The following is a 13,693-nucleotide window of genomic DNA, read 5'->3' on the forward strand; positions in this document are numbered from 1 at the left end:
CGCTCGTGCGCTAGGGGGCGTCCCGCAGGGCCTCGATACCGGCGATCGCCAGGTCCAGCGCGAGGGTGAACTCCCGCTCGCGCATCTCCTCGACGGTGTATCCGCGGCTCGCTTCCATGGTCCTGCGCGATTCGTCGAACTCCGGGCGATCCTCGACCGAGCTCATCACCTCCCGGAACAGCTCGTCCTGGGTGACTCCCAGCGTCCGGCAGAGGGCGGAGTAGCGGCCCTCGATGGTGCTGAAGCCGTAGACGAACTGGTAGACGAGGGAGAGCGCGCTGGTGATCTTCTCGTGCGGCAGTCCGCTGTGGCGCATCACCCGCTGCGCGGCGCTGGAGAAGGCCATCGCGTTCGGCCCGATGTTGAAGTACTCCCCCAGCAGCGGGGACAGCCAGGGGTGGCGCACCAGCACCTGGCGGTATTCGAAGGTGAGTTGGCGCAGCTGCTCGCGCCAGTCCGGGCCCTCGTCGGTGGCGGGCTGTTCCGGCTCCCCGGCGGGCCGGGCGGCCTCCGCGGGGAGGACGATCTCTCCCATGCAGGCGTCGAGGGCGAGTTCGAGCAGCTGGTCCTTGGTCTCCACGTACCAGTAGACCGACATGGCGGTGACGCCCAGATCCGCCGCCAGCCGGCGCATGGAGAAGCCCGCGAGCCCTTCGGCGTCCAGCAGCCGGACGGTCGCCGCGATGATCTTCACGTGGTCGAGACCGACCGGCTGCTGATCGCCCTTGCGTTTGGGGGCCTTGCGCTCGGAGAGCCAGACGCTGGACCGTGGGTGGGTGGCACGGCTGCCGGTTGCCATGGCGGCTCTCCTTCTGCGCTGCGCTGCTGCCGCGTCTCAGGCGGACACGATGCGCGACGGGTCATACATGTCCGATGCTATGCCGCCGGAGCCGCCGGTGAAGATCGTTCGGCCCGGCGGAGCAGCAGCGCGGCCAGCACTCCACCGGCGAGCACGGCCGCCGCGCCCACCAGCTGGCTGGTCTCCACCCCGGAGGCGAAGGCGTCCAGGACGGCCGCCCGGTCCTCGGGAGTGCGGGCCGTGGCGAGGGCGGCCGGGAGCGAGCCCGCTCCGGCGGCGGCCGCGGGCAGCAGCGTGCCGAAGCGGGAGTTCAGCACCGCGCCCAGGACCGCGACCCCGAGCCCGTTGCCGCATTCGGTGAGGGTGCCGTTGACGCCCGCTCCCACCCCGGCCTTCTCCGGCGGGATGGCCGACATGATGGCGTTCGCCATCGCGGGCATGGCGAACGCGATTCCGGCCCCCATCACCACCAGCCCCAGCAGCATCCCGCCGTAGCCATCCGCGCCGAGGACCGCGATCAGCGCGAGACCGAGCGAGAGCAGCCCCATGCCGGTGACGATCGTCAGCGGCGTGCCGAGCTTCGGCAGCAGCCGGGCCCCGACACCGGTGAGGTTGAGCGCCACGATCACCAGCGCGAGCGGCGCGGTGCGCAACCCCGCGTCCAGGGCGTCGTAGCCGAGCACGAACTGCAGATGCTGGGTGAGCAGGAAGAGCGAGCCGCCCATGCCGAAGGCGACGAGGATGCCGCCCGCGACGGCGCCCACGAAGGAGCGGTTGCGGAAGAAGTGCATGTCCAGCATCGGATAGGGGATATGACGCTCCCACAGCGCGAAACCGGCCAGCACGGCGATGCCGACGAAGGCGGACAGCAGCACCCGGTTCGAGGTCCAGCCGTGCTCGGGCCCGGCGATGATCGCGTAGACGATCCCGGTCATACCGACCGTGGAGAGCAGCGCGCCCAGCAGATCGGGCCGGTCACCGGCCGGGTTCTTGGACTCGGGGACGAGCCGGACCACGGCGGCGAGGCCGAGCAGCGCGACCGGGATGTTGATCAGGAAGATCGACCCCCACCAGAAGTGCTCCAGCAGCCCGCCGCCGATGAGCGGCCCCGCGGCGAAGCCGAGCGAGCTGACCGCGCCCCACACGCCGATCGCCTTGGTCCGCTCGGTGTCGTCGAAGATCTGCACCACGACGGCGAGCGTCGTGGTCATGAGCAGCGCGCCGCCGATCCCCATTCCGGCGCGGGCGGCGATGAGCTGGCCCGGCCCCTGCGCCAGCGAGGCGATCAGCGAGCCGACGCCGAACAGGGCGAGCCCCGCGACGAGCATCTTCTTGCGCCCATAGCGGTCGGCGGCGCTGCCCGCGCTGAGCAGCAGTCCGGACTGGACCAGCGAATAGGCGTTGATCATCCACTGGATGTCGGCGGTGGTCGCGTCCATCTCCCGGGCGAGGGAGGGGACCGCCACGTTGAGGATCGTGTTGTCCAGCAACACGGTGAGCTGGGCGAGGCAGATCACGGCGAGGATCAGCCAGCGCTGGGGATGGCCACCGGAGGCTGCGCCGGGCGGCGCGGCAGGTCCGGTATCGGCGGTCGGGGCCGTCATGGGGACTCCAGGGAGACGTTTGTACGGTGCAGGGCAGCGCGTTCGCCGTACACCGTACAAGCGTCGCTGTACGCCGTACAGTGAATTTCCGCGCGCCACGCCGCGCCCTGTGCGCCCTGCGCGCCCACATGGGTACGGGCCGGTGGCCGCGGGGGGAACCCGGCCACCGGCCCGTACGGAACGGGGCTGAAGGCGTCAGCTGGAGGACTTCTTCTGCGTCAGGTCGTAGAGCGTGGTGCTGCCCACGGTGACCTTCTTGTAGGTCGCCTCGATCCAAGTGGTGATCTTGGACGAGGTGCCGTTGCCGCCACCGCCCGGGCCGCCGCCCATGCCGGTGCCCGAGGAGATGAAGTAGTGGATCTTCCCCTGCTTCACATACTCCTTGAACTGGGCGAGGGTCGGCGACGGGTCGCTGCCGTTGAAGCCGCCGATGGCCATCACCGGGTCCTGGGTGGCGAGCTGATAGCTCGCGGCGTTCTGGGAACCGATGGCCGCCGCGACCCAGGTGTAGTCGTCGGCGTTCTTCTCCAGCTTCGCCTTCACCTTGGCGTTGACCTGCGCGCCGTTGAGCAGCCCGCCCATGCCGCCGCCCATACCGCGTCGGCCGCCTTCGCCCATGGCGCCGGGGAACATGCCCCGCTGACCGTTCCGGCCCTGGCTCTGCTGGCCCTGGGCCTGGCCCTGCCCTTGGGCGTTGCCGTTGCCGGTGCCGGTGCCGGTGCCGTTCTGCTGCGGCCGGCCGGCGGCCGGGAAGCCGCCACCGGGACCGCCGCCCGGCATGCCCTGCTGCCCCTGGCCCTGCTGACCCTGCTGGCCCTGACCCTGGCCCTGCTGGCCGCCCTGCATCCCCGGCGGGCCGCCCATGCGCCCGCCGCCGGGACGGCCGCCGCCGGGACCGCCGCCCATGCCGCCCGACACCGTGGGACCGGCCGTGATGATCGAGCCGCTCTTCGGCGTCTCCACCGTGTTCAGCGTGTACGCCACCGGCCCGGCCAGCGCCGCCGCGAGCCCGAGCGCGGCCACGCCCAGCGCGAGCGTCCGCCCCAGCCGCGCCGCGAACAGCAGCCCGACCGCGGCCGCGAGACCGGCGATCAGCACCGCCCGGCGCAGCCACGGGTGCCAGTCCGCGGACCGGCCCAGCAGCACGTACGACCAGTAGGCCGTGACCGCGACCGTGACCGCGAGCACCACCGAGGCCGCGGTGCCGACGCGGTCCTCGGCCTGCCGCCGCTCCCACAGCATCGTCGCGCCCATGCCCACGATCGCCGCGATGTACGGCGCGAGGGCGACGTTGTAGTACTGGTGGAAGATCCCGGACATGAAGCTGAACGTCGCGAACGTCATCAGCAGCGCCCCGCCCCAGACCAGGAACGCCGCGCGCCGGGTGTCCGTCCGCTTGGCCCGCCAGGTCAGCCACAGCCCCGCCACCAGCAGGATGAACGCCGCGGGCAGCAGCCAGGCGATCTGACCGCCCATGTCGGAGCCGAACAGCCGGTCGATACCGGTCTCGCCCCACATTCCGCCGCCACCGCCGCCACCGCCGCGCGCGCCACCGCCGCCGACGCTGCCGGTCTCGTTGCCGTTGATCCGGCCCAGGCCGTTGTAGCCGAAGGTCAGCTCGAGGAAGCTGTTGTTCTGCGAGCCGCCGATGTACGGCCGGGACGACGCGGGCCACAGCTCGACGATCGCGACCCACCAGCCGCCGGAGATCACCATCGCGAGCCCCGCGAGCAGCAGTTGCCCGATCCGGCGGCCCAGCCGGGCCGGGGCGCACACCGCGTACACCACCGCGAGCGGGGGCAGGATCAGCCACGCCTGGAGCGTCTTGGTGAGGAAGCCGAGGCCGAAGCAGATTCCGGCCAGCACCAGCCACTTCGTCCGGGCGTCCTCCAGCGCGCGCAGCACACAGTAGACGGCCGCGACCATCAGCAGGCACAGCAGCGCGTCGGGGTTGTTGAAGCGGAACATCAGCGCCGCGACCGGGGTCACCGCGAGCGCGCCGCCCGCGATAAGCCCGGCGGCCGCGCTGAACCGGCGGCGTACGGCCGCGTACAGCACCCCGACCGTCGCGACGCCCATCAGCGCCTCGGGGATCAGGATCGCCCAGGAGGAGAGGCCGAAGACGCGCACCGAGAGGGCCATCGGCCACAGCGCGGCCGGGGGCTTGTCGACGGTGATGGAGTTCGCGGCGTCCGAGGAGCCGAAGAAGAACGCCTTCCAGCTCTCGCTGCCCGCCTGCACGGCGGCCGAGTAGAACTGGTTCGCGTAACCCGAGGCGCCCAGGCTCCACATGTAGAGCACGGTGGTCACGGCGAGCAGGGCCCACAGCGCGGGCCGCGCCCAGCGCGGGTCCTCCGGGCGGCCCCGCCACGCCCGCGCCAGGCGCGAGCCGCCGGAAACGTCGGAAACGTCGGGCGCGATGGGGGGAGCGGCGGCGGGAAGGGGCGGCGGCGCACCGGCTTCCCGGGTGCCGTGGTCGTACGTCGTCATCGGTTGGTCCTCGGGTCGTGGTCGGTGGTGGCTCCGCTGTCCGACGGGAAGACCCAGGCCCGGAAGAGCAGGAAGCGCAGAACGGTGGCGGCGAGGTTGGCCGCGATGAGCACGGCCAGTTCGGTGCCGTGCGAGGGGGAGCCGGGGGCGGTGTCCAGGGCGGCCAGGGAGCCACTGGTCAGCACGAGGCCGATGCCGAAGACGACCAGGCCCTGGGCCTGGTGGCGGATCGCCCGGTCCCGTCCGCGGACGCCGAAGGTGAGCCTCCGGTTGGCCGCGGTGTTGCCGAGCGCGGACAGCAGCAGCGCCAGTGCGTTGGCCACCTGCGGGCCCGTACCGAGCCGGAAGAGCGTGTAGAGCGCCAGATAGACGAGCGTGGACAGCCCGCCCACCACACAGAACCCGACGAGCTGGCGAGCCAGTCCGCCCGGCACCCCGCTCAGTTCGCGGTCGCGCGGATCGTCACCGAACGGGCGGCGCAGCCGGTCCAGCGGGAGCGCGCCGGTGGCCAGCGCGCGCCCCACCCGCCAGACGCCCTTCAGGTCGTCGGTGGCGGTCTTCACGATGTGCACGGTGCTGTTCGGGTCGTCGACCCAGTCCACCGGCACCTCGTGGATGCGCAGCCCCGCACGCTCGGCCAGCACCAGCATCTCGGTGTCGAAGAACCACCCGGTGTCCTCGACCATCGGCAGCAGCCGCTCCGCGACGTCCTTGCGGATCGCCTTGAACCCGCACTGTGCGTCGGAGAACCGGGCCGCCAGGCTGCCCCGCAGGATCAGGTTGTAGGCGCGCGAGATGAACTCCCGCTTGGTGCCGCGCACGACGCGCGAGCTGCGCGACAGCCGCGATCCGATCGCCAGGTCCGAGTGGCCCGAGATCAGCGGGGCCACCAGCGGCAGCAGCGCGTTGAGGTCGGTGGACAGATCGACGTCCATATAGGCCAGCACCGGCGCCTCGGACAGCGACCAGACGGTGCGCAGCGCCCGCCCGCGGCCCTTCTGCTCCAGCCGGACCGCCGTCACCTCCTCGACGGTGTCGTCCAGGTAGGCCGCCACATGGGGCGTGCGGTCCGTACTGGCGTTGTCCGCGATGGTGATCCGGAATCGGTAGGGGAAGGTGCGCGTCAGATGGTCGTGCAGCCGGCGCACACACCGCTCGAGGTCCGCCTCTTCGTTGTAGACGGGGATCACGACGTCGAGCACCGGGCGGCTGCGGTCGACCGCGATGTGCCGGCGCGCGGGCAGGGTCTGCAGGGGTGTCTCGGGCGGCGCCTCGAGAGGGCTGTCGGTTCGCATGGAACGACATTCGCGAGCGGCGCTGTCACGGCTGTGTGGTCAGCCTGTGGCCTGGCTGTGAGTGCGTAACGCCCTGGTGAACAGGGAGATGGACGCCGAACACGGTACGCCCCGGCACGCTGTCCACCGTCACCTGTCCGTCGTGCGCGGCGACCACCGCGTGCACGATGGCCAGCCCCAGACCGGTGCTGCCCGCGGTGCGCGAACGCGAGGCGTCACCGCGCGCGAAGCGCTCGAAGACGTGCGGCAGCAGATCGGGCGGGATGCCGGGGCCGTCGTCCTCGATCTGCAGCGAGATGTACGAGGGCGGCTGCGGCGGCCCGGAGGTGCCGGGGTGCGCGGCCGCCCGCGCCATGGCGTACGGGGATCCGTACGGCGCCGCGTAGGGCGAACCGGACCCGCTGCCGCCGGGCGGCGCGCCGTGGCCCGGGCCGTGGCCGAAGGCGTAGGGCGAGCCGGGCCCGAAGCCGTGGGCGTCGTCCGGATGGTTCTGGGGTCCGTACGACGGGCCGTGCACCATGCCGTACGGCGCCAGGTACGGCGACGGGCGCGGCGCGGTGTGCGGACCGCCCCACAGCACGCGCGCGGTGACGGTCGTCCCGGCCGGGGTGTGGTTACGGGCGTTGCCCAGCAGGTTGACCAGGACCTGGTGCAGCCGCGCCGAGTCGCCGTGGACGAGCGCGGGTTCGTCCGGCAGCTCCAGCCGCCACTGGTGGTCGGACCCGAGCGCCCGCGCGTCGCTGACCGCGTCCACCACCAGCGGGGACAGGTCCACCTCGGCGTACTCCAGGGGCCGCCCGGCGTCCAGCCGGGCCAGCAGCAGCAGATCCTCCACCAGCCCGGTCATCCGCCCGGCCTCGGACTCCACCCGGCCCAGCGCATGCCGGGTGTCCGGCCCGATCTCCTCGCGGCCGCGCCGGGTCAGCTCGGCGTAGCCGCGGATCGAGGCGAGCGGGGTCCGCAGCTCATGGCTGGCGTCGGCGACGAACTGCCGTACCCGCGTCTCGCTCTCCTGGCGGGCCGCCAGGGCCGATTCGATGTGCCCCAGCATGCGGTTGAGCGCCGCCCCGACCTGGCCGACCTCGGTCCGCGGATCGGCCTCGGAGGCCGGAACCCGCTCCCGCAGCGCCACCTCGCCGCTGTGCAGCGGCAGCTCCGAGACCCGGGTCGCGGTCGCGGCCACCCGGCGCAGCGGGCGCAGCGAGATGCCGACCATGGTGGCCCCGGCGAGCCCGGCCGCGACCAGTCCGGCGGCGGCGACGCAGACCTCGACCAGGATGAGGGTGTTGACGGTGTCCTGGGTCTGGTTGAGCGGGAACGCCATGATGATCCCGCCGTCCCTCGGGTTCCACTTGGCCACGGCTCGATAGCTGCCGAGGCCGGGGAGATCGACGGCGTGCACGTTGTCGTCGAGGGGGATCGAGGTGAGCGCCTTCTCCTGCCCGCTGGTCAGCTTGTCCACCCGCTGCGCGGCGTTCGAGAAGTCCGGCAGCATCGGCTCGTCGTTGCTCTTGCCGGACTGGATCGCCTTGCGGTCCGGCCCGAGGCGCGCCCCGGCGGTGCCGATCGGCTGCCCGGGCCCGTTCAGGAAGAAGATGCTCTCCGGGCCGCGCGGATCGATCGAGTTCGGCCGCTCGCTCGCCTTGCGCATGGCGCCGCCCGCGGACGAGCGCAGGTCGTTGTCGACCTGACCCTCCAGATACGACTTCAGGGCGATCGTCGTGACCGTGCCGATCACGGCGCAGACCACGGCGATCAGTGCCACCGCCGAGACGACCAGGCGGGTGCGCAGCGACCAGGGCCGCCGGGCGGAGGCCCGGGTGTTCTTCCTGCCGCGCGGGGTCGGGTGCGCCACGGTGTCTACTCCCCGGGCTTGATCAGATACCCGGCGCCGCGCCGGGTGTGGATCATCGGGCTGCGGCCCGCGTCTATCTTGCGCCGCAGGTAGGAGATGTACAGCTCGACGACGTTGGCCTGGCCGCCGAAGTCGTAACTCCACACCCGGTCCAGGATCTGCGCCTTGCTGAGCACCCGGCGCGGGTTGCGCATCAGATAGCGCAGCAGCTCGAACTCGGTCGCGGTCAGGTGGATCTCCTGCCCCGCCCGCGACACCTCGTGGCTGTCCTCGTCCAGCACCAGGTCGCCGACCGCCAGCACCGATTCGCTGCGCGCGGCCGCCGCCCCCGACCTGCGCAGCAGACCGCGCAGCCGGGCGACGACCTCCTCCAGGCTGAACGGCTTGGTGACGTAGTCGTCGCCGCCCGCCGTCAGCCCGGCGATCCGGTCCTCGACGGCGTCCCGCGCGGTCAGGAACAGCACCGGCACCTCGGGCAGCTCGCGGCGCAGCCGGCCCAGGACGGTGAGCCCGTCCATGTCGGGCAGCATGACGTCGAGGACGACCGCGTCGGGGCGCAGCTCACGGGTCGTACGGATGGCCTCGGCACCGTCGCCCGCCGTCCGCACCTCCCAGCCCTCGTAGCGCAGCGCCATCGACAGCAGGTCGGCGAGGGCCGACTCGTCGTCCACAACCAGCACCCGGACGGGGCTCCCGTCCGGTCGCAGCAGCTCGGTACGCCCATGGGGCGAGGTCGCCATCATGAACGTCAGCTTCCGGCGACGGACTGAGAGCTTCCTTTCGGCTACCTGTGAATAACCTGAGAATCCTATGGGCCCGAAACGGCCCCGGCGCCGGCCCCGGAGCCGGCCCCGGAGCCGGCCGCGGACTACGGCCCCGGAATGGCCCCGGGAATAGGCGGAAGCCCTCTCCAGTTCGCAGGAATATGGCTACTCAACCCGCCCTCGGCAAGATCGGCATCTGGACCGCGGCCCTGCGGGTCACGGACTCCCTATCGGCGCAGCAGGTCGGCGAGGCGGCGGCCGAGCTGGAGGAGCTGGGGTACGGCACCCTCTGGCTCGGCGGCAGCCCCAGCCCGGACCAGGCAGGGGCCCTCCTGGAGGCCACCGGCCGGATCACCGTCGCGACCGGCATCCTCAGCATCTGGGACCACGACCCGGCGTTCGTGGCCGAGCGGTACGCCGCCATCGACGCGGCCCACGACGGGCGCTTCGTGCTGGGTCTCGGGGTGAGTCACAGCGCGCTCGCCGGTGAGCGGTACGCGCGCCCGTACTCCGCGATGCGGGAGTACCTGGCGGCCCTGGACGCCGCCCCGACCCCGGTCCCCGCGTCCCGCCGGATCCTGGCCGCCCTCGGCCCGAAGATGCTCGAGCTCTCCCGCGACCGCGCCGCCGGCGCCCATCCGTACCTGGTCACCCCGGAGTTCACCGCGCAGGCGCGGGAGATCCTGGGCGACGAGGCGCTGCTCGCCCCGGACCTCAAGGTCGTCCTCGAACCGGACCTCGACCGCGCCCGCACCATCGCCCGCGACTACCTGGGCCGCTACCTGGCCCTGCCCAACTACACCAACAACCTGCTGCGGTTGGGCTTCGAGGAGGAGGACTTCGCGGACGGCGGCAGCGAACGCCTGCTGTCGGGCGTCTTCGCCCTGGGCGACGCGGAAGCGATCCGGCGCCGCGTCGACACGTTCCTGGCGGCGGGCGCGGACCACCTGGCGGTCCAGGTGGTGAACACCGCCCCGTTCACCACCCTCCCCCGCGAGGAGTGGCGCACCCTGGCCGAAGCCCTCCCCCTCGGCAACGGCTGACGCGCCGCTGCGGGGGGCCGCACACGCGCGTCACAGGCCGAACAGCCGCGCCGCGTTCCCGTAACAGACCCCCCGCAGCCAGTCGTCGTCCTGGTCCAGCCGGGTCAGCGCCTCCAGGGCGTGCTCGTACCCGTACGGGATGTTGGGGAAGTCGCTCCCGAACAGCACCCGGTCGCCCAGCGCACCGAGCCGCCCCCGCTCCTCCGGCGGAAAGGGCCAGTGGGCCTCGGAGAAGTCGGTGAAGGCCATCGTCGTATCCAGGTGCACCCCCGCGTACCGCTCCGCGAGCCCCAGGAAGTCCGCGTACTCCGGCAGTCCCATGTGCGCGACGACCAGCCGCAGCCGGGGGTGCCGGGCCAGCAGCCGGGCCACCGGTTCGGGTCCGGTGTGCTTGCCGGGCGCCGGGCCCGAACCGCAGTGGATGACGATGGGCGTCCCGGCCTCGGCGAGCATCCCCCACACCGGGTCCAGCAGCGCGTCGCCCGGGTCGTACGCCCCCACCTGCACATGCGACTTGAACACCCGCGCCCCGCCGTCCAGCGCCACACCCACGTACTCCTCGACGCCCGGCTCCGGGAAGAAGGTCGCCGTGTGCAGACAGTCGGGCGTACGGGCGGCGAACCCGGCCGCCCACTCGTTCAGCCACGCCGCCATGCCGGGCTTGTGCGGATAGACCATCGAGGTGAAGGCCCGCACCCCGAAGTCCCGTATGAGCGCGAGGCGTTCGTCCTCGTCCTCCCGATAGGTGATGGGCCACTCGATGCCGACCAGCGGCTCGACGGAGTCGAAGTACGCCCAGACCTTGTCCAGGACGTTCTTCGGCATGAAGTGCGTGTGCACGTCGATGATCCCGGGCAGCCCGAGCCCCTGCCAGAAGCGACGGACGGGGACGGCGGCAGCATCAGTCATACGGATCACGGTACGACGGCCCGAATCGCGCACCGCAGCGCACGCACGAGGGCCCGGCACCAGATCTGGTGCCGGGCCCTCGCCTCAAGTAGCGGGGACAGGATTTGAACCTGCGACCTCTGGGTTATGAGCCCAGCGAGCTACCGAGCTGCTCCACCCCGCGTCGGTGAATGCAACACTACGTCATTCCCCCCGCTGAGGGAAATCCGTTCCTCGCGGCGCTCCTCACGGCGGTCCCACCGCGCCCCGGGGCCCCTGGCTACGCACCGGCCCCGGCAGCGACAGCCGTGACGGTGAACTCGTCCCCGCACACCCGCAGCCCCGAGGAGACCCGCGCGGTCATGGCCTCCTTCGAGCCGGGCGGGTAGGCCTTCACCAGGGAGGCGCTCTTCCAGCACGGCTTGTCCGAGAGGCCGTCGTTGATCGTGTGCAGCACGGCGTGCGCGCTTCCCCCGGCGGCCACCGTGACGGGCTTCCCCATGGCGCCCTCGCGCTCGGCGGCCTTCCCGATCGTCTGCCCGTCCCTGGCGAGCAGCGACACCCCGGGGAATCCGTTCAGCGTGCAGGCGCTCTTGCCCTTGTTGGTGAACACCAGCGCATACCGGATGTTGCCCGCCCCGATGTCGGCGTTCCCCACGCGCAGGCTCATCGACGAGGACTCACACCTCCCGCCGCCGGCGCTCCCGGCCTTCGACCCGATCTCCTCACCGCCCGTCGCCGAACCCGTCGCCGAGCCCGTCGCCGCGTCGCCGTTCTGTGAGGCGGCGGCCGCGGGCGCCTTCCCCTCGGGCTCGGGCTCGCTGCCCTGGCAGGCGGTCACCCCCATGGCCGCCACCGCCGCCATCGTGGCGACGACGACTTTGCCCCGGTTGGTGAGCGTGATGTGCGACATGGGAACCCCCTTGCTGGTACGAGCGTCTCTCGCATCAACAACCCTGCCGATCCGCGCTAGTGCTCTGTTAACACCCGAGTGGCACATCACTAACGCATCGCTAATGCCCCGGCCCCGCCGCGGCCGCGAGGCCGTCCGGAACAATCGCCGCATGACCGTCCCCGTGCCACCCGTGCAGGCCCTGATCGTGGTCGACGTCCAGTCGGCCTTCGTCACGGGCCCCGACGCGGTTCCCGGCGCGCCCCGGCTCCTCGACCGGACCACCGACCTGCTCGCCAAGGCACGCGCCGGTGGCTCGCTGATCGTCCACCTCCAGAACGACGGCCCCACGGGCGCGCCCGACGAGCCGAAGACACCGGGCTGGGAACTGCACCTGCCGGTCCCCGAAGGCCACCGGGAGGTCGTCATCCGCAAGACGGAGGACGACGGCTTCCACGAGACGCCCCTGGGCGGCCTGCTCGCCGAGCGGGGCGTACGAGCCCTGGCCGTGTGCGGGGTGATGTCCGAGATGTGCGTCAGCGCGACGGCGCGCACGGCCCTGGAGCTGGGCTACCGGGTGGTCATGCCCCACGACGCCCACGCGACGTACGACATCCCCGCGGCAGCGGGCATCAGCGACGCCGTACCGGCGCCGATGGTGTCGCGCGTCGCCGAATGGGCGCTGGGCGACGAGATCGAGATCATCGCGCAGGCCGCCGACGTCACCTTCGCACCCCCTCCGCGGGCCGCGCGGGGAACAGCCGTCCCGGCGGCACGGTTGCATCGACCGAGGGACCGGCGCCGCACGGCGGGGAACACGGAGACCACAAGGTCGTCCACCCCACCAGGCTCCGGGCCCCAGGATCGCGGTACGCCCGCCGCGCACTTGGATCAAGACGGATTTCCGCAGGAGGACTGTTCCATGACTGACCGGCCCTTGACGCTCATGGCAGTACACGCCCACCCCGACGACGAGGCCACCGGAACCGGAGGGGTCCTCGCGCGGTATGCGGCGGAGGGCATCCGGACGGTTCTCGTGACGTGTACCGACGGCGGTTGCGGTGACGGGCCGGGGGGTGTCAAGCCGGGCGATCCCGGCCACGATCCGGCGGCCGTCGCCTTGATGCGCCGTCAAGAACTCAAGGCGAGCTGTGACGTCCTGAAGATCAGCGATCTGGAGATGCTGGACTATGCCGACTCCGGGATGATCGGCTGGCCGAGCAACGACGCCCCCGGATCCTTCTGGCAGACCCCCGTGGAGGAGGGCGCCGCCAGACTCGCGGAACTCATGCGGCACTACCGGCCCGATGTGGTCGTCACCTACGACGAGAACGGCTTCTACGGCCACCCCGACCACATCCAGGCCAACCGCATCACGATGGCGGCGCTGGAGATGACCACGCTGACACCGAAGGTGTACTGGACGACGATGCCCCGCTCGATGATGCAGCGGTTCGGGGAGACCATGCGCGAGTTCGGGGAGGACATGCCGGAGCCGGATCCTGCCGAGGCCGCCGCGATGGCCGAGATCGGCCTCCCCGACGATGAGATCACCACGTGGGTGGACACCACCGCGTTCAGCGGCCAGAAGTTCGACGCGCTGGCCGCGCACGCCAGTCAGGGCGAGAACATCTTCTTCCTCAAGATGGGCAAGGAGAGGTTCGGCGAGTTGATGGGCATGGAGACCTACGTACGCGTCAAGGACGCCACCGGCGCCGCCGTACCCGAGAACGACCTCTTCGCCGGACTGCGCTGATCGCCGCCGCACGGCAGCCGCCCGGTCGGGCACGTGGGCCTGGCCGTGCCGCTGCCGCCGCGCGTCCGTTGCGATCTGCGGGGTGTACGGAGGCGGCTGTTTCCAGCTCGGCGCCGGAAGGACCCCCATTCAGGGTGCGCGCAGCAAACCCGGGGGGACTGGTGCCGACCGAGAAGGAGCGGGCACTGCCGGCGGAGACCGCGGCCATGGCTGAGCGTCTGCGCGGGGAGCTGGAGGAGGTGCGTGCGCAGGTGATGCAGATCCGACCCAGCCAACAGCGGTGATCGTCCAAGGCCCTGGCTCTGTC

The 13,693-nt window shown here is 71.9% G+C and carries 11 protein-coding genes, 1 tRNA gene and 1 pseudogene; 4 read left to right on the forward strand and 9 right to left on the reverse strand.

Features of this window, described 5'->3' with window-relative positions; all coding sequences use genetic code 11:
• Positions 1–10: 10 nt before the first annotated feature.
• The 6 genes from ACFZCY_RS02180 to ACFZCY_RS02205 all read right to left on the reverse strand — a co-directional run bounded on the left by ACFZCY_RS02180 (position 11) and on the right by ACFZCY_RS02205 (position 8,786).
• Positions 11–799: a TetR/AcrR family transcriptional regulator C-terminal domain-containing protein gene (locus ACFZCY_RS02180; RefSeq protein ID WP_391168676.1), complete on the reverse strand. Its 789-nt coding sequence runs from the start codon at positions 797–799 to the stop codon at positions 11–13.
• Between the two features lie 77 nt (positions 800–876).
• A complete protein-coding gene (locus ACFZCY_RS02185; protein ID WP_391168677.1) occupies positions 877–2,403 on the reverse strand; it encodes an MFS transporter in 1,527 nt (508 codons plus the stop codon).
• A gap of 195 nt (positions 2,404–2,598) precedes the next feature.
• The gene (locus ACFZCY_RS02190) at positions 2,599–4,893 is read right to left on the reverse strand and encodes a glycosyltransferase family 39 protein (protein WP_391168679.1); all 2,295 of its coding nucleotides are present in this window, start codon (positions 4,891–4,893) and stop codon (positions 2,599–2,601) included.
• Positions 4,890–6,188 (reverse strand): glycosyltransferase, encoded by a 1,299-nt coding sequence (locus tag ACFZCY_RS02195; RefSeq protein WP_391168681.1) that lies wholly within the window; start codon positions 6,186–6,188, stop codon positions 4,890–4,892. Before ACFZCY_RS02195 ends, ACFZCY_RS02190 begins: the two co-directional genes overlap by 4 nt.
• A 25-nt stretch (positions 6,189–6,213) precedes the next feature.
• A complete protein-coding gene (locus ACFZCY_RS02200) occupies positions 6,214–8,043 on the reverse strand; it encodes an ATP-binding protein (protein WP_391168683.1) in 1,830 nt (609 codons plus the stop codon).
• Between the two features lie 5 nt (positions 8,044–8,048).
• The gene (locus tag ACFZCY_RS02205; protein ID WP_039938430.1) at positions 8,049–8,786 is read right to left on the reverse strand and encodes a response regulator transcription factor; all 738 of its coding nucleotides are present in this window, start codon (positions 8,784–8,786) and stop codon (positions 8,049–8,051) included.
• A 182-nt stretch (positions 8,787–8,968) separates the two neighbouring features.
• Here ACFZCY_RS02205 and ACFZCY_RS02210 point away from each other — a divergent pair, with 182 nt between their 5' ends.
• Entirely contained in the window at positions 8,969–9,850 is an 882-nt protein-coding gene (locus tag ACFZCY_RS02210; protein ID WP_391168685.1) for a TIGR03620 family F420-dependent LLM class oxidoreductase, read from the forward strand.
• A gap of 30 nt (positions 9,851–9,880) precedes the next feature.
• Here ACFZCY_RS02210 and ACFZCY_RS02215 read toward each other — a convergent pair whose 3' ends face one another.
• The 3 genes from ACFZCY_RS02215 to ACFZCY_RS02225 form a co-directional block, all read right to left on the reverse strand.
• Entirely contained in the window at positions 9,881–10,759 is an 879-nt protein-coding gene (locus tag ACFZCY_RS02215) for an amidohydrolase family protein (RefSeq protein WP_391168687.1), read from the reverse strand.
• A gap of 89 nt (positions 10,760–10,848) precedes the next feature.
• Positions 10,849–10,922, reverse strand: a tRNA-Met gene (locus ACFZCY_RS02220).
• A 96-nt stretch (positions 10,923–11,018) separates the two neighbouring features.
• On the reverse strand, positions 11,019–11,651 hold the full coding sequence (locus ACFZCY_RS02225) for a DUF4232 domain-containing protein (RefSeq protein WP_391168688.1): 633 nt from the start codon (positions 11,649–11,651) through the stop codon (positions 11,019–11,021).
• 151 nt (positions 11,652–11,802) lie between these two features.
• Here ACFZCY_RS02225 and ACFZCY_RS02230 point away from each other — a divergent pair.
• The 3 genes and pseudogenes from ACFZCY_RS02230 to ACFZCY_RS02240 all read left to right on the forward strand — a co-directional run.
• Positions 11,803–12,363, forward strand: a pseudogene (locus ACFZCY_RS02230) (cysteine hydrolase family protein); the annotation flags it as partial.
• A gap of 189 nt (positions 12,364–12,552) precedes the next feature.
• Positions 12,553–13,386, forward strand: a complete 834-nt coding sequence (locus tag ACFZCY_RS02235; protein WP_391169375.1) for a PIG-L family deacetylase — start codon at positions 12,553–12,555, stop codon at positions 13,384–13,386.
• 134 nt (positions 13,387–13,520) lie between these two features.
• On the forward strand, positions 13,521–13,670 hold the full coding sequence (locus ACFZCY_RS02240) for a hypothetical protein (protein ID WP_391168690.1): 150 nt from the start codon (positions 13,521–13,523) through the stop codon (positions 13,668–13,670).
• The last annotated feature ends 23 nt before the right edge of the window (positions 13,671–13,693 follow it).

Origin of the sequence: Streptomyces sp. NPDC007983 (assembly GCF_042958345.1) — a bacterium.
GTDB lineage: Bacteria > Actinomycetota > Actinomycetes > Streptomycetales > Streptomycetaceae > Streptomyces.

Excerpts from the sequence above, each read along its gene's own strand:
- ACFZCY_RS02180 (WP_391168676.1), bottom strand. The coding sequence starts at position 799 with ATGGCAACCGGCAGCCGTGCCACCCACCCACGGTCCAGCGTCTGGCTC.
- ACFZCY_RS02185 (WP_391168677.1), bottom strand. The coding sequence starts at position 2,403 with ATGACGGCCCCGACCGCCGATACCGGACCTGCCGCGCCGCCCGGCGCA.
- ACFZCY_RS02190 (WP_391168679.1), bottom strand. The coding sequence starts at position 4,893 with ATGACGACGTACGACCACGGCACCCGGGAAGCCGGTGCGCCGCCGCCC.
- ACFZCY_RS02195 (WP_391168681.1), bottom strand. The coding sequence starts at position 6,188 with ATGCGAACCGACAGCCCTCTCGAGGCGCCGCCCGAGACACCCCTGCAG.
- ACFZCY_RS02205 (WP_039938430.1), bottom strand. The coding sequence starts at position 8,786 with ATGATGGCGACCTCGCCCCATGGGCGTACCGAGCTGCTGCGACCGGAC.
- ACFZCY_RS02210 (WP_391168685.1), top strand. The coding sequence starts at position 8,969 with ATGGCTACTCAACCCGCCCTCGGCAAGATCGGCATCTGGACCGCGGCC.
- ACFZCY_RS02215 (WP_391168687.1), bottom strand. The coding sequence starts at position 10,759 with ATGACTGATGCTGCCGCCGTCCCCGTCCGTCGCTTCTGGCAGGGGCTC.
- ACFZCY_RS02225 (WP_391168688.1), bottom strand. The coding sequence starts at position 11,651 with ATGTCGCACATCACGCTCACCAACCGGGGCAAAGTCGTCGTCGCCACG.
- ACFZCY_RS02235 (WP_391169375.1), top strand. The coding sequence starts at position 12,553 with ATGACTGACCGGCCCTTGACGCTCATGGCAGTACACGCCCACCCCGAC.